The organism is Aeromicrobium sp. S22, from assembly GCF_009661045.1.
GTDB lineage: Bacteria > Actinomycetota > Actinomycetes > Propionibacteriales > Nocardioidaceae > Aeromicrobium > Aeromicrobium yanjiei.
On the sequence record NZ_WJWV01000002.1, the window covers coordinates 446,951 to 464,171 of the forward strand.

The following is a 17,221-nucleotide window of genomic DNA, read 5'->3' on the forward strand; positions in this document are numbered from 1 at the left end:
GTCTCTCTGAGGCCGTGGGCGGGCCTGATTCAAAAGCCCATGTCGAAGCCGCCGCCGTCGCCACCGCCGCCGAAGAAGTCGCCCCCGCCGTCGCCACCGCCACCGCCGTCATCGCCACCGCCACCGCCGTCATCGCCACCGCCGCCATCACCGTCGCCGCCGCCGAAGCCGTCGCCGAAGCCCCCGAACATCATGCCGCCCATGAACATCCACGTCATCGGGCCGAAGGCGCCGAAATAGCCCGCGGCATAGGGCTCGTACGCGCGTCCGCCCTGCCAGTAGGGCACCCGCTGCGCCCCGACCATGACCTTGCGGACATCAGGATCTGCACCGGCGCGGACCCGCTCGGCATCGAGTGCGCAGGCAGGCACCTCCCGCTCGACTCCGTCCGGCGGCACGTAGGGGACGTCGGCCACCGAGAGCCCGTGACGCGGGTCGAAGAAGCACGGTGGCCGCCTGGTCGGCAGCGACTCGCCGACCACTCGGGCGCGTACGCACGCGATGGCGTATCGACCGTCCTCCACGATCTCGGTCACGTGTCGGATGTCGTCGGGCTCGGTGATGGAGTCGCCGGCGATCTTCGCCGATTCGTAGGCGTCGAGTGCTCGCAGGTAGTCAGCGTTCGCGCCCGCGTCGAGCTCATGACTGGTCATGTCCAGGTCGAGCTGTTGCAGGTCCTCGCCGAACGCCGTGATGTCCTCGAAGGCCAGCTTCCTCACCGGCGCGAGCTCGTCCTCGCGTCGGGTCAGCTCGCGTTCCTTCCTGCGGCGACCCGCCACGAGCGCGACAGCTCCCAGCGCCGCGATCACCAGCACCAGCACGAGCAGATCCATGAACGGATTCTATGTCCGTGGGGAAAAATGGCTCGTTGGATCGCGCCCGCCACCACGCAGTGATCGCGAACCAGTCTCCACTTGACAAGATCTCCTACGTCAGCACATGCTGACAGATGTGAAGACGTCAACGGGGGCCGACGATGGCGGCGTGGTGGGCGAGCTGGCCGCCGTCGCCGAGGCCAAGAGCGTACTGAGCAGGCGCGAAGAGGTCGCCGTTCGCAAGGCGCGGAACCTGGGTCTCAGCTGGGCCGAGATCGGAACCCTCCTCGGCGTGACGCGACAGACGATCCATCGCAAGTATCGGAACGTGGGCTGACGAGGCCCGCTCAGGGACGACGCTCGACCCGCGCTCCGGCTCGGATCGCGCGAGGGATCTCGGCGATCTCGTCGACCACCTCGTTCAGGCGCGCCACGTCCTCGGTGGACGACGGCGAGTCGACGGTGACCGCGTACTGGATGCCGGTGGATCGCCACTCGTCGTCGAAGCCCCCGTCGACCTCGACGGCGACGCCGTCCACCGCGACGTCGAGACGTCTCGCCTCTCGGTACGTGTCGTTCAGGACGCAGAGCGCCACCGAGAGGTGCAGCAAGTGGGCACCGTTGGCCGCCGGGGCGATGACGACGCCTTCGTCGGTCCAGGAGTGGTGAAGCACGACCCCGTCTGACGGGCGAAGGCTGCCGGCCGCGGCACGTACGCCGAGCGGAGACAGGTCCATCTCGTGATTGTGCACCTTCGGCGGGGCCCCGTCGCTCGGCGACACCGGACGGTGGTCCATACTGACGAACTGGTCAGGCTCGACAGAGGCTGGCTTCGCGGACGTGGTGTAGTTGCAGCACGCTTCCCTTCCAGGGAATGAGTCGAGGTTCAAATCCTCGCGTCCGCTCCACAGCTTCCTTCGCCCCGGACGAGTGATTCCGCCGGCGACTCGACCCGTCGTCGGTTTCCCACGGTCCCGTGGGAAACCGTCACTCCCCGCGGGTCTCAGCAAGGGGGAAGTGAGAAAGACGCGCGGGGAGCACGCCGGCGAGGCGCGGGGACGCGGCGGGGAACCCGATACCGTCTGGGGGTGGCCAGCACTCGTCGATCCAGCAGCCGGCGACGTGGCGGGACGCGACGACCACAGCCGCCGTTGCCGGTCGCCGGGCCGGGCGAGCGGGTGTGGGTGCTCGACGTCCCGTACGGGACACAGGTCGACGGCGCTGGCTGGCACCCATCGGTCAAGGCCCATCTGTTCGTCGGACGTGACCTCCCCGAGCACCTCGCACCGTACGCGCCGGGTCCGTACACACTCGGTCGGTTCATCGAGAACTCGCTGAACCCCGACGATCCGACACCGAGCCCCGAGGCGACCGGTGATCTCGAGCCGCGCCGGATCCAGTTCGAGGCCGCCGATGCGATCGCCGAGCGCGCCGCAGCGGGCGGGCGACTGTTCCTCCTGGCCGACGAGCCCGGCGTCGGCAAGACGATCTCCGCGGTCCTCGGCGCGACCGCGGTGGGCGATCTTCGCGGTGCGGCGCGAGTGCTCGTCATCGCCGACCGGCCAGCCGCCATCACGATCGGCCACTGGTGCCGGACGATCACCGCGCTGGGCGACGGCGGCCTGGAGTGGGTCGTCACCACGTGGGACCGGCTGGACAAGGTCAAGGACCACGCGTGGGACGTCATCATCGCGGACGAGGCCCACGCGCTGCGACGGACGACGACGAAGCGGTGGAAGCTCTGGGCCCGGATCTCGGGCCACGGACGCCCGCACGACAAGGCGCCGTTCGTCATCGCGACGACCGCGACGCCCGGACACACGCCGCTCGAGCTGCCGTACCTCGCTCCGGCCTACGCGCAGGCGCTCGGCGAGCCGATGAAGGAGTGGACATCGGCGACCCAGCCCGCCGCCGCGTTCTCCACCGCGCTCGAGCGCCACGGCGTTGGGGTGGAGCGAGGACGCTACGGCGCGACGTGGACCACCGACGCGGCGCGGCGCGCGGCAGACCTCAAGCTCGTACGCGGCTGGCTCGCCGACGAGCGCCCGCCCGCGATGCTGCACCGGGCGGCGGCGTGGGGGGCGGTGCCGATCTCCGGAATGCCGGTGGCGCTCACCCCGGCGGAGCGGACCGCGTACGAGGCCGAGTGGGGCGAGTTCTGCCGCGAGATGGACATCGCGCGTCGCGGCCGCAGCGTCGCGAAGGGCCGGGCCGCGCTGCTGCGCTTCCGGCAGAAGGCCGGGCTGATCCGCGTCGACTCGACCGTCGCCTGGATCGCCCAGCAGGTCGAGGCCGAGCGCCAGGTCGCGTGCTCGGTCGAGTTCGTCACGACCGCTGCCGATCCCATCGCCGACCGGCTGCGTGACTCCGGTCTCCAGGTCGCCACGATCTACGGCCGCGACCGGTTCGACGCCGAGGCCGAGCGGGTCCGGTTCCAGACCGGACAGGCCAAGGTCTGCGTCTTCACGACCGTCGCCTCGATCAGCCTGCACGCCGGCGAGACCCTGGCCGGCGGCGACCGGGCCAGCACCGAGCCCCGGGTGGGCATCTTCCACCAGGCCCGGTTCTCGGGCATCGCCGCACGACAGGTGACCGGTCGCACCCACCGCGACCACCAGGTCTCGCCGTGGCACATCGCGTACGCCGAGGGGACGGTCGAGGAGCAGGTCAGCCAGGTGATGGTGGAGCGGATCGCCGCCGCCTCCGACACCGTGGGTGGCGACACCTCGGGCCTCGCCGACGTCGCCCAGCTCCTGGGCGCCGACTGGCTGCCGCCCGCGACGCTGACCGAGAGCAGCGCCTGAGCAGTCAGGCCGGTCGGGCGAGCTGGTTGACGGCCCAGCCGAACACGGCCGGCAGCCGTTCGGCGGCAGGGACGATGGAGGTACGGACGAGGGACGCGCGGGTGGCAGTGACCAGTCCCGTGGTCATCAGGTCGTGGCGCCGCGTGAGCCGCCGCCAGTCGCGCTCGTACTGCTGGGGCCTGCCGTCGACGACCGCAGCGATCGCGGCCCGGGCCTGCGCGAGCCCCAGGGCGATCCCCTCGCCGGTGAGCGCATCGACGTAGCCGGCGGCGTCACCGACCAGCAGCACGTGGCCCCGCACCCGACGGGTCGACGTCTGCCGCAACGGGCCGGCCCCTCGGACGTGCCCGGTCTCCGCCCCGTCGAGGCGTTCGAGCAGCCGAGGATGGTCGGCGAGCAGGTCGTGGAACGCCCTCCCCCGTTGACGTGTCAGGATCGCCACGCCGACCTGGCCGTCGGCGGTCGGTGTCACGTAGGCCTCCGACGACGGCGCCCAGTGCACCTCGACGAAGTCCGTCCACGGGGCGATCGCCGCATGGGCGCGTTGCGCGTACCGCCGAGGCATGCGGCTGACGCCGTTCAGTCCCACCGCGCGACGGGTCGGCGAGTGCAGACCGTCCGCGGCCACCAGGAACCTGGCGGGTGTGCCGTCCGCGAGCACGTGGTCGCCACGGTCCCGGACGTCCTTGACGGCTGCCTCCTCCACCTCGACGCCGGCGGCCGCGACCGCCTCGGCCAGCGCACGGTGCAGCGTCGTCCGCCTCACCCCCCTGCCCGTGCCGCCGCGGAAGGGCGCCTCGACCGAACGCGTCGCGTCCATGTAGCGGATGCCGACGAGGGGACGCCCCTGCAGCTCGACACCGAGATCCTGCAGGCCAGTGACAGCGCCCGGCATGAGCCCCTCCCCGCACGCCTTGTCGACCGGACCTCGGCGCGGCTCGCGCACGACGACGTCCAGGCCCGCGCGCGCGGCGAAGAGTGCCGTGACGAGTCCGACCGGCCCTCCCCCCGCCACGACGAGGTCACGCATCAGCCGGCGGGCTGCGCGGCCGGCAGCGTGCGGAGGGCGGCCGACTCCACGCGCAGACGTACCGTCAGGAGAGCGGCGTTCAGCACCGTGAAGACGACGGCGGTGATCCACGCGTCGTGGACCATGGGCAGCGCCACCCCCTCGACCACGACGACGACGTAGTTGGGATGCGTCAGGACCCGGTAGGGGCCTCGCCGCACGGGCGGCGTGCCCGGGACGATGATCACCCGCGTGTTCCAGTGCCGGCCGAGCGCCGCGATGCACCACCACCGGCCCGCCTGGCAGAGGATGACGACGGCCAGCATCGACCAGGCCAGGACACCGGGGACGTCGGGCCGTCGCCACCACGCCTCGACGAGCATGCCGACCAGGAAGAGCGTGTGGAGTGCGACCATGACCGGGAAGTGCCGCTGGCCGCTCTCGACCCCGCCGCGCTCGAAGCTCCACTCGGCGTTGCGTCTCGAGACGATCATCTCCGCGACGCGCTCGAGCGCGACGAGGACGACAAGGACCGTGAACGCCAGCAGGCTGGTCACGCCGCCACCCCGCGCACCAGCACCAGCTCGGAGCAGAACCCCGGGCCCATGGCCATGAGGATCCCGTACGCGCCCGGTTTCGGGGGCCGCTCGTCCAGCGTGTGCATCAGGACGTGCAGCACCGACACGGACGACAGATTGCCGATCGTGGCCAGGGACTCCCACGTCAGGGCGACGTCCTCGTGGCTGAGGCCGAGCGTCCGTTCGAGCGCCTCGATGACCTTCGGCCCGCCCGGGTGGCACACCCAGAAGTCGATGTCCGCCCTCGTCAGTCCGTGCGCGTCCAGGAACTGGTCGACGTCGCCGCCGACGTACTTCTCGACGACGGCCGGCACCCCGGCGTCCAGCACGATGCGCAGCCCGGTCGACCCCACGTCGAAGCCCATGACGCGTTCGGAGTCCGGGTAGAGCCTGCTGCGCGAGTCGAGCACCTCGATCGTCGCGGAGCCCGAGGGGACGTTCTCAGGTCGTCCGGACGCAGACCCACGCGCGACGACGGCGGCGGCGCCGTCAGCGAAGAGGCCGCTCGACACGAGGTTGGCGACCGACACGTCCGAGCGCTGCACCGTGAGCGAGCACAGCTCCACCGAGACCAGCACCGCCACGTCCCGGGGATGCCCGACGAGGTGGTCGTGGAGGCGGGCGATGCCGGCCGCCCCGGCCACGCAGCCGAGGCCGAAGATCGGGACCCGCTTCACGTCCGGGCGGAGTCCGATCGCGGACGCGATGCGTGCGTCCAGCGACGGGACCGCCACACCGGTGACGGTCGTGGTCACGATCAGGTCGACGTCGGACGGCGTCAGACCCACCGCCTTCAACGCGTCGAGGAGCGCGCGGGACCCCAGGGCGACCGCATGCTCGATGAACAGGTCGTTCGAGTGTCCGAAGTCCTCGACGGCCGCGTAGTCCTCCAACGGCAGCACGAGGTGACGCTGCCGCACTCCCGCGTGACTGTGGAAGCTCTGCAGCTGCTCACGGTCGAGTCTCCCGTCGCCGACGATGTTCACGAAGGCGTCGGTGATGTCGTCCTGTTGGTAGCAGTGGTCGGGCAGTGCGCCACGCACCGAGAGAATCTGCACGCGCGTTCCCTTCCGTCGAGGGCGCCGCGACGCAGTGCCGAGGTTTTCATGGTCACACGGACCGGTCGACGCGACATGTCGAAACCGGCGGGGAGACGGGACGTCTGGGCATCCGGGCCGCTCGCGAGTACGTTCGCAGTCATGACCGTGGAGCAGCTCACCGTACCGATGGCCGACGGCACCGGGATCGCCGCGACGCGACGCCGGGGGGTCGGGCAGACAGTCGTCCTGCTGCACGCCGGCGTCGCCGATCGTCGCGCATGGGAGGCGGTGGGCGAGTCGCTGGAGGCCGACGGGCTCGACATCGTCGCGTACGACCGGCGCGGCCATGGCGACACACCGGCTGCCGACGAGTCGACGACGTTCACGCACGTCGACGATCTCGTCGCGGTGCTCGACGGGCTCGGCATCGGTCGTGCGGTGGTGGTGGGCAACTCGATGGGCGGCGCGCTCGCGCTCGACGCGGCCTTGCTGCATCCCTCGCGGATCGCCGGGCTCGTGCTCATCGGTGCGGCGGTCTCCGGCATGACCGACGACGACACCCCCTTCGACTGGCAGCTCGACCCCCTCACGGCGGCACTCCTCGAGCCCGCCGAAGACCCCGACGCCGACACCGAGGCCCGGATCGCCGCCCTCGCCCACCTCTGGCTCGACGGGTCCGGCGCCCCGGCGGGGCGAGTGGGCGGGCAGCCGCGTGAGCTGTTCGCGACGATGAACCGACGCATCCTCGAGATCGGGGCATCCGAAGACGCGGGCGATGCCGGCGTGGACGCCTGGACCCGCCTCGGCGAGGTGTCCGTCCCGACGCTGTGCGCGTGGGGGGATCTCGATCTCCTGCCCGACCTGCCGTTCTACGAGGAGACGGCCCGGCGCCTCGCGCAGGGCCCGGGGCGGGTGCTCCCGGGCGTGGCCCACCTGCCCGGGCTCGAGCAGCCCGAGCTGGTCGCGGACCTCGTGCGCGAGGTCCTGCGGCGCTGAGCCGGCGGGCGCGGTACGGCAGGATGTCGTCCCATGGCAGCCTCGGGACATGACGAGCGTGAGCTCACCGCGACGTTCTTCGCGCTGCGGGTGGGCCTGGTCGTCGCCGCAGTGTTCGTGCTGCTCGCACCGGTCCTGCTCCTGGTCGTGCAGGGCGAGCTGCCGCCGACGATCTCGGACTCCTGGTGGACGGACGCTCGCACGATCTTCGTCGTGGGGGTCTCGGCCGCGTCGTGCCTGCTCGTGGTGGTTCGCGGCGACAGCCTCACCGAGCAGACCCTGCTCAACCTCGCCGGCGCTCTCGGCTTCGTCGTCGCGTCGGTTGCGTGCGTCCCTCGGGACGAGAACGGCGCACCGCTCGCCGTCTACGACCCCGACGTCGTGCAGCTCAACCGGTTCGCCCTGATCGGTCTGCTCACCATCGGGCTCCTGGTGTGGGCGGTCGGCGCGCTGCTCCCCGCGGCGATGAGGGGCCCGGACTGGCGGGTCGACGGGTGGCCTCGCCGCATCCTGACCGGCGCGCTCCCTGCGCTGCTCGTGGTCGGCGTCGTGGCATTCGTCCTCGACGGCGACGCCCTCGCCAGGCACGCCCACAGCCCGGCGGCCGTCGCGATGTTCGCGCTGCTCGGCCTCGTGGCGATGTTGCGTACCACCCGCGGCGCGCACGTCCTCCGGCGCATCGGCGACATCCCGACAGAGCGGTCCCTCACCTCGATGCGCCTCTCACCGAGCCCCGGCTCCGCGGTCCCGCTGAAGCGCTTCGATGCCCTCTACACGGTGGTGGCGACGTCGATGCTCCTCATCGAGATCATTGCCGTCGTGCTCTTCCTGACCGTCGAGGAGCCCGGCTGGTTGCTGTTCGTCGAGACCGCGCTGCTTCTGCTGTTCATGGTCTTCTGGATCGCCCAGACGCGGGAGGCGTGGCTCGCCCTCAGGGACCGGCCGGACGCTTGGCGGGTCTAACCCTCGCCCGTTCGACCGCCGGGACGACCCACGCGACGAGTGCTGCTGCGTCCGGCAGGTCCGCTCCGGCGACCAGCACCACGCCGCCCATCGTCCGCGCGCCCATCGTGGCCCGTCGGGCGCCCAGCGCGAGTGCCTGTTCGACACCGTCCGTGCCGACGTGGACCATGAGGTCGTCGTCGCCGGCACCGACGGCCATGTGGGTGTTCACCGTCCTCGGATCGCCGTTTCGTCCTGACGCGGTCAGGACAGGCCGACGATCGTCCCGTCGTCGAGGAGATCGATGCGCGAGGCGGCGGGGACGGCCGGCAGGCCTGGCATCGTCATCACGTCCCCGCACACGAGCACCACGAACCCCGCCCCGGCCGAGAGGCGGACCTCGCGGACGTGGAGATCGTGGCCGGTCGGCGCCCCGAGCGAGGCCGGATCGGTCGAGAACGAGTACTGGGTCTTGGCCACGCAGACCGGCAGCCCGCCGTACCCGTCCGCCTCGAGACGATCCAGCCGCCTCCGGGCCTTGCCGTCCCAGGTCACGCTCGAGGCCCCGTACAGCCGATGGGCGATCGTCTCGGCCTTCTCCTTGAGCGGCAGCCCGTCGGGGTACGTGAAGGAGAAGGTCGACGGACCGGACGTCTCGATCAGGTCGAGCACCCCCTTGGCCAGATCGGTCGCGCCGACGCCGCCGTCGACGAAGTGGGTGGCGGGATGGGCCTGGACCCCCAGCTCGCCGACCAGCTCGACCACGCGGGCCACCTCTGCGTCGGTGTCGGTCGGGAAGCGGTTGAGCGCCACCACGCACGGGATCCCGTAGACCTCCCGCACGTTGCGCAGGTGCCGGGCGAGATTCTCCATGCCGCGCTCGACGGCATCGAGGTCCTCGACGTGGAGATCTGCAGCGGCCACGCCGCCGTGGAACTTGAGCGCCCGGACCGTGGCCACCACCACGGCGGCGTCCGGACGGAGACCCGACTTGCGGCACTTGATGTCGACGAACTTCTCCGCGCCGAGATCCGCCCCGAAGCCGGCCTCCGTGACGACGTAGTCGGCCAGCCGCAGAGCCGCCCTGGTCGCGACGACCGAGCTGCAGCCGTGCGCGATGTTTGCGAACGGTCCGCCGTGCACGAACGCCGGTGTGTGCTCCAGGGTCTGCACGAGATTGGGGGCCAACGCGTCCCGCAGCAGCACCGCCATCGCCCCGGCGGCCTCGAGATCACGGGCGGTGATGGGCCGCTTGTCCCGGGTGTGGGCGACCACGATGTCGCCGATGCGACGCTTGAGATCGGCCCACGACTCGGTCAGGCAGAAGATGGCCATGAGCTCAGAGGCGACCACGATGTCGAAACCCTCCTCGCGGGGGTAGCCGTTCGCAGGGCCGCCGAGCCCCACCGTGACATCGCGCAGCGCGCGGTCGTTGAGGTCGACCACCCGCTTCCAGTCGACCGACCGCACGTCGATGCCCAGTGCGTTGCCGTGGTGGATGTGGTTGTCGATCAGTGCCGCGAGCAGGTTGTTCGCCGCGGCGATCGCCGCGAAGTCACCAGTGAAGTGCAAGTTGATGTCGCTCATCGGCACCACCTGGGCCCAGCCGCCCCCTGCGGCCCCGCCCTTCATGCCGAAGACCGGACCCATCGACGGCTCGCGAAGGCATGCCATCGTCGTCAGCCCCAAGCCGCGCAAGGCGTCCGCCAGCCCGACCGTCGTCGTGGTCTTGCCCTCCCCCGCCGGTGTCGGCGACATCGCCGTCATCAGCACGAGCTTGCCGAGCGGCCGGTCCTGCAGGGACTCCAGGAAGCCGAGATCGACCTTGGCCTTGTGGTGCCCGTACGGCACCAGGTGGGCCGGGTCGATCCCCAGCTCGTCCTGGGCGACCTGGGCGATCGGGCGAAGCTCAGCCGCGTTCGCGATCTCGATGTCCGAGAGCATTCAGTTCCTCTCCTTCGTGACGCCCATGCGGCGCAGCAGCTGAGAACGGCCCTCGGAGTCGGGCAGCTCGCGGACGTTCGACTCCACGTTCATCCGGGCGACGGCGGCCCCGGCCCTGGCGACCTCGCCGGCCGCGACCAGGTCCGACCGCAGCCCGGGCCTGGCGGCCGGCCGCAGCTGGTCGATCAGGACCAGCACCTCGATCACGGTCTCGACGACCTGCGCCTGCGGCTCGGAGGCTGCCAGCAGGGCCGCGTCGATCGCCGCGCGTCGGCCCTCGTCGTCGGCCGGGGCGCCCCACGCAACGGCCACGGCGCCGAAGGCCCGCTCGTCGTCGACCACGAGCTGCTGGGCCCGGAGGAGGAGCGCCTCGGCCCGCTCGACCAGCGCGGCGTCCTCGCAGTAGCGCGCGACCATCGCCACGAGTGCCGCGGCCTGGGCGGCGCACAATGCCGCGACCGCGCCGCCTGCCGGGGTCGGCGTCCGCGCGGACAGATCAGCGAGGAAATCCGTGACGGTCCTGGCGTCCACGTCCGCGTCGCTCACCATGGGCCCACGCTAGTCCCGCGCGCGTCCTGCGCAACCCCTTTGCGACATGGCGTCCTTGGTCGGCAGTGCGGCAGAGGCCAAGAGGCCGATCTTGTCGGCCGCCTCGCTGCCGGGGTCCGGGTGGTAGACGACCAGGTGCAGGCCCTCGGTGCCGCCGATCGTGAGCCACTCACGGTTCAGCGTCATCCCCCCGACCTGCGGATGGTCGAAGCGCATGGGCGCACCGAACTGCTTCTTGATGTCGTGGCGGGCCCAGAGCTCACGGAACCGCGGGCTCGCGAGCGACAGCTCACCGACGAGCTCGATGAAGCGCGGGTCCTCGATGTCCGGGCCCACCGAGTGGCGCAGGTTCGCGACCAGGCACTCGGTGGAACCGCGCCAGTCGGGGTAGAGCTCCTGCTGCTGGGGGTCCAGGAACATGTCGCGGAGCTGGTTGCCGCCGACCGCGAAGCGCGGTGACAGGGCGACCGCCACCGGATTCGAGACCAGGACGTCGAAATAGCGTCCCTCGACGTACGCGGGGTGCGGCATCGAGGCGACGAGCGTGGCCATCCCCGGCGGCACGGTCTCGGTCCGGGACCGGCGCGGACTGCGCCGAGGCCTGTCCCCCACCAAGGTCATGAGGTACGCGAGGTGGTCGTCGTCGAGCTGCAGCACCCGTGCGATGGACTCCAGGACCTGCACGGACGGATTGCGGTCGCGGCCGCGCTCGAGGCGCAGGTAGTAGTCGACGCTGACGCCCGCCAGCATCGCCACCTCCTCGCGGCGCAGGCCGGCCACACGCCTCGTCCCGGAGTCGGGGATTCCCGCGGCCTGAGGCGTCACCAGTCCGCGGCGGGCCTGCAGGAATTCACCCAGGGTGTTGGGCCGGTTCGTCATGGGTCCACGGTAGGCCCGCCGGTGGGATCGCGGGAGGTCCTGTCACACCCCTGGAGCGCGGCAGTACTGCCTGACGTCCCCCGCCGTCCCTAACGTCGTGGACGGCCCTCGTGGACCACCGACACAAGGAGATCGCATGACCATCACCCTCATCACCGGCGCCAACAAGGGCATCGGCCTGGAGACCGCCAAACAGCTCATCGCCCTCGGGCACACCGTCTATCTGGGGGCGCGCGACCGCGAGCGCGGCGAGAAGGCCGCGGCGGAGTCAGGCGGCACGTTCGTGCAGCTGGACGTGACCGACGAGGACTCGGTCACGTCCGCGCTCGCCACCATCGAGGCGGCCGAGGGCAGGCTGGACGCCCTGGTCAACAATGCCGGCATCTTCGGCAGCTGGACCCCAAACGGCCCGACCGCGCTGCGCGTGTTCGACACCAACGTCGTCGGCATCGTCCGCGTCACCGAGGCAGCGCTCCCACTGCTGCGCAGGTCCGAGCGGCCGGTCGTGGTCAACGTCTCCAGCAGCCTCGGCTCGTTCTGGGCCGTCACCGACCCGGACCGTCCCGAGTTCACGATCCCGGCCGCGCTCTACGCCGCGTCCAAGTCGGCGGTCACGATGCTGACCGTCCAATATGCCAAGGCCGAGCCGGACATCAGGTTCAACGCCGTGGAGCCGGGCTACACCGGCACCGACCTGACGGCCGACCAGAGCGCCGGCCGACCCGCCGACGAGAGCGCACGCGTCGTCGTGCAGTGGGCAACCATCGGCCCGGACGGGCCCACCGGCACGCTCCAGGACGAGTCGGGTGTCCTCGCCTGGTAGCCCGACGTAGCGGGTCCGGCCTTGCTCAGCCCGGCGCCCGCTCGGCGTTCGCCTGGGCTCGCCTGCGCAGCAGCGCCCGCTCGCTGCCGTTGCTGGTGCGCGAGGCCGCCTCGGCGAAGGCCTCGCTCGCCCGCTCGTGCAGGCCGGCCCGCTCGAGCAGATCGCCCCGGACGCTCGGCACGAGGGGTGAGCCGGCGAGCGCGTCGGGTCCGAGGGCGTCCAGCACGGCCAGCCCGGCAGTCGGGCCGTGGGCCCGTCCGTGGGCGACGGCTCGGTTGAGCTCGACGACCGGCCCCGGCGCAACCTCGGCCAGGACGTCGTAGAGGGCCGCGATCCGTCGCCAGCTCGTGTGCTCGGGCTGCTTCGCCCTGGCGTGCTGCGCAGCGATCGAGGCCTGCAGGAAGTACGTGCCGACCGGTTTCCCGCGCCGCGCGAAGGCCTCAGCCCGCTGCAGCGCGGCCAGGCCGCGCCGGATGAGCAGGTGGTCCCAGCGCGTCCGGTCCTGGGCCTCCAGCAGCACCGGCATCCCCGACTCGTCCAGGCGGGCGGCCGTCCGCGAGCCCTGGAGCTCCAGCAGTGCCTGCAGCCCGAGCACCTCGGGCTCGTCCGGCGCGAGCGCGGCGAGCATCCGCGCGAGCCGCGTCGCCTCGTTCGACAGCTCGGGACGCATCCAGTCCTGGCCGGCCGTGGCGGTGTAGCCCTCGTTGAAGATCAGGTAGATCACGGCCATGACGTCGTCCAGCCGTCGGGTGCGCTCCTCCCCCGTGGGCAGCTCGAGCTCGACCCGCGCCGTGGCCAGGGTCTTCTTGGCCCGGGAGATCCGCTGGCCCATCGCCGACTCGGTGGTGAGGAAGCCGCGCGCGATCTCGACGGTGGTGAGGCCGCCGACCAGTCGCAGCGTCAGCGCGGCGCGGGACTCGGCGGTCAGCGCGGGGTGGCAGGTCAGGAAGATGAGCCGCAGGACGTCGTCCTCGATGTGGTCGACCTGGGCGTCGAGATCAGGCATGGCCTGCTCCTCTCCCCTGGCACGGCCGACCTCGGTGACCTTGCGCCGAAGGACCTCCGCACGCCTGAAGTGGTCGATGCCGCGCCGCTTGGCGGTGGTCATCAGCCACGCGCTCGGGTTGTCCGGCACACCGTCGGTGGGCCACTGCTCGAGCGCAGCGACCAGCGCGTCCTGTGCGAGGTCCTCGGCGAGCTGGACGTCGCGGGTCATGCGCGCAAGTGCCCCCACGAGGCGGGCCGACTCGGCCCGCCACGCGGTGACGATGGCCTCGCTCACTCGCCGGGCGCCTCCGGGCCGGTCGAGATCTGACGCAGGGTCGAGATCACGGTGACCTCGGGCCAGTGCTTCGCGTGCAGCTCGGCGAACTCCTGCTGATCGGCCACAGCGTCCTCGAGGGACTCGTAGTCCAGGATGGCCCACCCGCCGACGACCTCCTTGGCCTCCGCATACGGCCCGTCGACCCGGCTGACCTCGCCCTTGTGCGACACGAAGTTCACCGCGTCCTCGGTGCCGTACAGCCCTCCGCCGTCGAGGAAGACCCCGTTGGCGGCCTGCTTGCCGATGTAGGCGTCCATCGCCTCGAACAGCGCCTGGGGCGGTGTGCCGACGCCCTCTTCCATCCTCACCAATCCCATGAAACGTGGCATGCCGATCACTCCTTGTGGTTGCTGGCGTTGCTTCTCGCACAGACGTCGAACCACCGCCAGGTCTTTCGACATCGAACCACGAACTTTCTTCGCTGTGACCGTCTCAGGTGCCGCAATAGGTCGTGTAGCGGCCGAAGTCCTGCGGTGCCGGAGCCGCGAAGCGTTCCAGGCCGGGACGCTCGTCGAAGGGCTGCCGGACGGCCTCGACGAGCCGTTCGAACGGCTCGAGGTCGCCGGCCGTCGCGGCGTCGAGCGCCTCCTCGACCAGGTGGTTGCGCGGGACGTAGACCGGGTTGGTGCGGTCCATCAGGTCTGGGTCGGGCCCCAGGGCCCGCCAGCGGACGAGCCAGTCGTCGATCGAGGCCAGGTCGACCACGAGGCCACGAACCGGCTCGGCGTCACCGCGGGCCGCTGCGCCGAGAGCTCGAAAACCCGTGGTCCAGTCGACGTGGCCGCCCCGAAGGATCCCGAGCAGCTCCTCCCCCAGCTGTGCTGCAACGGCGTCCTGCCCGCTCGGCGCAAGCCCGATCTTCGCCCGGAGACCCGCGGCGTACGTGGCCGCGTACCTCGATCCGAAGGTGCCGAGCGACTCCATCGCCATCGCGACGGCAGTGTCCTGGTCCTCCGCGAGCAGAGGCAGGAGCGTCTCGGCGAACCGGGCGAGATTCCACTGCGCGACGGCCGGCTGGTTGCCGTACGCGTAGCGGCCGTCGACGTCGATCGAGCTGAAGACCGTCGCGGGGTCGTACGTCTCCAGGAACGCGCACGGCCCGTAGTCGATGGTCTCGCCGGAGATCGTCACGTTGTCGGTGTTCATGACGCCGTGGACGAAGCCGACGAGCATCCAGCGCGCCACGAGGTCGGCCTGTGCCGCGACCACCGCCTCGAACAGGGCGCGGTACGGGTTCTCGGCGGAGGCGGCATCGGGGTGATGGCGCTCGATCGCGTGATCGGCCAGGCGCCGGAGCAGCTCGACGTCACGGGCCGAGGCGACGTACTGGAAGGTGCCCACCCGCAGGTGGCTGCTCGCGACCCGGGCCAGGACGGCACCCGGGAGCAGGGTCTCGCGTCGGACGCGCCTGCCGGTGGCGACCACGGCCAGGGCGCGGGTCGTCGGCACACCGAGGGCGTGCATCGCCTCGCTCACGACGTACTCGCGCAGCATCGGCCCGACCGCGGCCAGTCCGTCGCCGCCGCGAGAGAACGGTGTGCGCCCCGACCCCTTCAGGTGGAGATCGCGCGGACGTCCCTCACGATCGGTCAGCTCGCCCATCAGCAGCGCCCGGCCGTCACCGAGTCGCGGCGAGTAGCCGCCGAACTGGTGACCCGCGTACCCCTGCGCGACCGGGGCGGCGCCGATGGGCACGACGGTCCCGGTGAGCAGGCCCAGGCCGTCCGGGGCCCGCAGAGCGTCCGGGTCGAGGCCGAGCTCGGCGGCCAGGGGATCGTTCAAGGCCAACAACTGAGGGGCCGGCGTCTGCTCGGCCTGCCAAGGCAGCGCCAGCTCGGGCAGCTCGGTCGCGAATCGGTGGGTCAGGGGGAACGTCACGGGAGTGGTCGTCACCTCGTCCAGCGTACGGGCCCCGCGCGAGGCCCGCTGGGACCGACGATGAGGGCTTCGGGTAGCCGTGGCTGCCTCAAACCCTCATCGTCCGTCCGCCCCGGGAAGCACGATGAGGGCTTCGGGTAGCCGTGGCTGCCCAAAACCCTCATCGCTGGTCCGCCCGGGGGGCTCGAGCAGGGTCAGCGGTGGGACCTCAACCAGGTCCGGACGTCCTTGACGACCTGGCGGTCGGGGTCACCGAACTCGGGTACGAACTTGCGCGTGAGGTTCATGGTGTGCGCCATGCCCGGATAGATGATGACCTCGTGGTCCTCGTTGTTGCCGGCCGCGCCGATCGCGGCATCGGCAGTCAGGGCGACCCGCGCCGGCGTCTGCAGATCGTTCTCACCGTTGAGCAGCAGCGTCGGTCCGGAGAACTTCGGCAGCGCCTCGGTCACCGTCGGGAATCGTGCGATGTCCGCGACGTACTCCTGCAGGTCCTCCAGGCCCGGGACGTCCGGGTAGTTGTCGATCCCCGTGGCCTTGCGCAGGACCGCGCCGGCCTCCCCGTCGATCGCGATCTTGCCGTCCTTATTAGTGTCCGTGCTGGCTTGGATCCTGTCGCCGTCGAGCAGGACGGGGCGGATCTGGTCGGCGAGGTCCTTCGGCTGGCCGCCCAAGCCGTCCACGGCCTCCGTCCTGGTCAGCTGCCCGTCGGCGTCGACGTCGAACTCGTCATGCATCTGCAGCAGCAAGCGACCGTAGAGCTGCAGGGTGAGCAGCTCCTTGATGTCCTGCCCGACGACCCCCATCGCGATGACGCCCGCCGGCTTCGGGATGCCGTACGTCTTCGGGTCGGACGCCAGGTTGGCCGCCACGTTCGTCCCCTCGCTGTGCCCCAGCAGGAAGATCTTCGAGGCGTCCACCTTCGACGAGGCGGCGCCGAACCGGATCACCGACGCGGCGTCCTTCTGGATCTGCGCGTAGGGGTTCTCGGGGTTCAGCTGGTTCTGTTCCTTGCTCTCGACCGGCCCGATGCCGGTGACGCCGCGCTTGTTGAAGCGCAGGGTCGCGAAACCCTCCCGCGAGGCGCCCTGGGCCAGCGGCAGGAACGTCGCACCCTTGCCGCCGGGCAGCGTCTGGTTCATGTCGTTGTGGCCGCTCCCGTGCAGCATGACGACCAAGGGCAGGCGCTTCTTCGCATGGGTCGGATACGTGAGCTCGGCCTTCGTGACCCACCCCTTGCCGAGGTCGATCCTGACCTGCTTGCGGGTGACGCCCTCCCAACCGGATGCCTTCGATGAGGAGGCGGATGGCCCGTGGTGCGGCGCCTTCTCCGTCACGCCTGCGCTGGCCGCACCCACACCTCCTGCGAGCAGGAAGGCGGCGGTGAGCCCGATGGTCAGCTTGCGGTACTTCGTCGATGTGGTCATGCCATCGACGCTATGGCGGCAGCGCTGGCCGTTCGATCCCGTCAACTACCCACTCTCGGTGCAGCAGGCTGTACTGCGGGGGCTCGGGTCGCGGTGGTCGCGCCGATGAGGGCTAACGGTTGCCGGAGCAGCGTCAAACCCTCATCGTGGGCTCCCCTGGCTGCCGCGACGGGCACTAGCATCCATGTCGGCCTTCCGCCGAACGGTGAGCGC

At 71.1% G+C, this 17,221-nt stretch carries 18 protein-coding genes and 1 tRNA gene; 6 read left to right on the plus strand and 13 right to left on the minus strand.

Annotated elements, in window-relative coordinates; all coding sequences use genetic code 11:
• Positions 1-29: 29 nt before the first annotated feature.
• Positions 30-833, minus strand: coding sequence for a hypothetical protein (locus GEV27_RS10850; protein ID WP_194944181.1), 804 nt, complete (start codon positions 831-833; stop codon positions 30-32).
• A 106-nt stretch (positions 834-939) separates the two neighbouring features.
• Here GEV27_RS10850 and GEV27_RS10855 point away from each other — a divergent pair, with 106 nt between their 5' ends.
• Positions 940-1,152 carry a hypothetical protein gene (locus GEV27_RS10855; protein ID WP_153911402.1) on the plus strand — a complete coding sequence of 71 codons (213 nt, stop codon included), beginning with the start codon at positions 940-942 and terminating at the stop codon, positions 1,150-1,152.
• Between the two features lie 10 nt (positions 1,153-1,162).
• Here the strand turns inward: GEV27_RS10855 and GEV27_RS10860 are convergent, their stop codons facing one another.
• Entirely contained in the window at positions 1,163-1,552 is a 390-nt protein-coding gene (locus GEV27_RS10860) for an OsmC family protein (protein WP_153652516.1), read from the minus strand.
• A 97-nt stretch (positions 1,553-1,649) separates the two neighbouring features.
• Here GEV27_RS10860 and GEV27_RS10865 point away from each other — a divergent pair.
• Together GEV27_RS10865 and GEV27_RS10870 are read left to right on the plus strand one after the other, a co-directional pair.
• Positions 1,650-1,723 (plus strand) — tRNA-Gly (locus GEV27_RS10865).
• A gap of 180 nt (positions 1,724-1,903) precedes the next feature.
• On the plus strand, positions 1,904-3,619 hold the full coding sequence (locus GEV27_RS10870) for a helicase (protein WP_309222182.1): 1,716 nt from the start codon (positions 1,904-1,906) through the stop codon (positions 3,617-3,619).
• 4 nt (positions 3,620-3,623) lie between these two features.
• On the opposite strand, the gene GEV27_RS10875 is transcribed toward GEV27_RS10870, so the two are convergent.
• Genes GEV27_RS10875 through GEV27_RS10885 form a run of 3 tightly spaced genes read right to left on the minus strand, consistent with a single transcriptional unit; the run spans position 3,624 to position 6,501 of the window.
• Positions 3,624-4,649 carry an FAD-dependent monooxygenase gene (locus tag GEV27_RS10875; RefSeq protein ID WP_153934267.1) on the minus strand — a complete coding sequence of 342 codons (1,026 nt, stop codon included), beginning with the start codon at positions 4,647-4,649 and terminating at the stop codon, positions 3,624-3,626.
• Positions 4,649-5,185, minus strand: a complete 537-nt coding sequence (locus GEV27_RS10880) for an isoprenylcysteine carboxylmethyltransferase family protein (RefSeq protein ID WP_309222183.1) — start codon at positions 5,183-5,185, stop codon at positions 4,649-4,651. Before GEV27_RS10880 ends, GEV27_RS10875 begins: the two co-directional genes overlap by 1 nt.
• The gene (locus GEV27_RS10885; RefSeq protein WP_309222184.1) at positions 5,182-6,501 is read right to left on the minus strand and encodes a 3-oxoacyl-[acyl-carrier-protein] synthase III C-terminal domain-containing protein; all 1,320 of its coding nucleotides are present in this window, start codon (positions 6,499-6,501) and stop codon (positions 5,182-5,184) included. The genes GEV27_RS10880 and GEV27_RS10885 overlap by 4 nt, the downstream gene beginning before the upstream one ends.
• Here GEV27_RS10885 and GEV27_RS10890 point away from each other — a divergent pair.
• The gene (locus GEV27_RS10890; protein ID WP_194944182.1) at positions 6,406-7,242 is read left to right on the plus strand and encodes an alpha/beta fold hydrolase; all 837 of its coding nucleotides are present in this window, start codon (positions 6,406-6,408) and stop codon (positions 7,240-7,242) included. The genes GEV27_RS10885 and GEV27_RS10890 overlap by 96 nt on opposite strands.
• Positions 7,243-7,275: 33 nt before the next feature.
• Positions 7,276-8,205, plus strand: coding sequence for a hypothetical protein (locus GEV27_RS10895; RefSeq protein ID WP_153934271.1), 930 nt, complete (start codon positions 7,276-7,278; stop codon positions 8,203-8,205).
• Here GEV27_RS10895 and GEV27_RS10900 read toward each other — a convergent pair.
• The 4 genes from GEV27_RS10900 to GEV27_RS10915 are packed head-to-tail and all read right to left on the minus strand — an operon-like array spanning position 8,174 to position 11,556.
• A complete protein-coding gene (locus GEV27_RS10900) occupies positions 8,174-8,416 on the minus strand; it encodes a hypothetical protein (RefSeq protein ID WP_153934273.1) in 243 nt (80 codons plus the stop codon). The two genes, GEV27_RS10895 and GEV27_RS10900, sit on opposite strands and share 32 nt — an antisense overlap.
• A gap of 32 nt (positions 8,417-8,448) precedes the next feature.
• Positions 8,449-10,128, minus strand: coding sequence for a formate--tetrahydrofolate ligase (locus GEV27_RS10905; protein WP_153934275.1), 1,680 nt, complete (start codon positions 10,126-10,128; stop codon positions 8,449-8,451).
• Positions 10,129-10,677, minus strand: coding sequence for a cyclodeaminase/cyclohydrolase family protein (locus GEV27_RS10910; protein WP_153934276.1), 549 nt, complete (start codon positions 10,675-10,677; stop codon positions 10,129-10,131).
• 9 nt (positions 10,678-10,686) lie between these two features.
• Positions 10,687-11,556 (minus strand): helix-turn-helix domain-containing protein, encoded by an 870-nt coding sequence (locus GEV27_RS10915; protein ID WP_153934277.1) that lies wholly within the window; start codon positions 11,554-11,556, stop codon positions 10,687-10,689.
• 136 nt (positions 11,557-11,692) lie between these two features.
• Here GEV27_RS10915 and GEV27_RS10920 point away from each other — a divergent pair, with 136 nt between their 5' ends.
• Positions 11,693-12,379: an SDR family NAD(P)-dependent oxidoreductase gene (locus GEV27_RS10920; protein ID WP_153934278.1), complete on the plus strand. Its 687-nt coding sequence runs from the start codon at positions 11,693-11,695 to the stop codon at positions 12,377-12,379.
• A gap of 25 nt (positions 12,380-12,404) precedes the next feature.
• Here GEV27_RS10920 and GEV27_RS10925 read toward each other — a convergent pair whose 3' ends face one another.
• The 4 genes from GEV27_RS10925 to GEV27_RS10940 form a co-directional block, all read right to left on the minus strand.
• Entirely contained in the window at positions 12,405-13,661 is a 1,257-nt protein-coding gene (locus GEV27_RS10925; RefSeq protein ID WP_309222185.1) for a sigma-70 family RNA polymerase sigma factor, read from the minus strand.
• A complete protein-coding gene (locus GEV27_RS10930) occupies positions 13,658-14,020 on the minus strand; it encodes a YciI family protein (RefSeq protein ID WP_279586779.1) in 363 nt (120 codons plus the stop codon). The genes GEV27_RS10925 and GEV27_RS10930 overlap by 4 nt, the downstream gene beginning before the upstream one ends.
• A gap of 115 nt (positions 14,021-14,135) precedes the next feature.
• Positions 14,136-15,596: a protein adenylyltransferase SelO family protein gene (locus tag GEV27_RS10935; RefSeq protein WP_309222186.1), complete on the minus strand. Its 1,461-nt coding sequence runs from the start codon at positions 15,594-15,596 to the stop codon at positions 14,136-14,138.
• 179 nt (positions 15,597-15,775) lie between these two features.
• Positions 15,776-17,008 (minus strand): S9 family peptidase, encoded by a 1,233-nt coding sequence (locus GEV27_RS10940; protein ID WP_153934280.1) that lies wholly within the window; start codon positions 17,006-17,008, stop codon positions 15,776-15,778.
• Between the last annotated feature and the right edge of the window lie 213 nt (positions 17,009-17,221).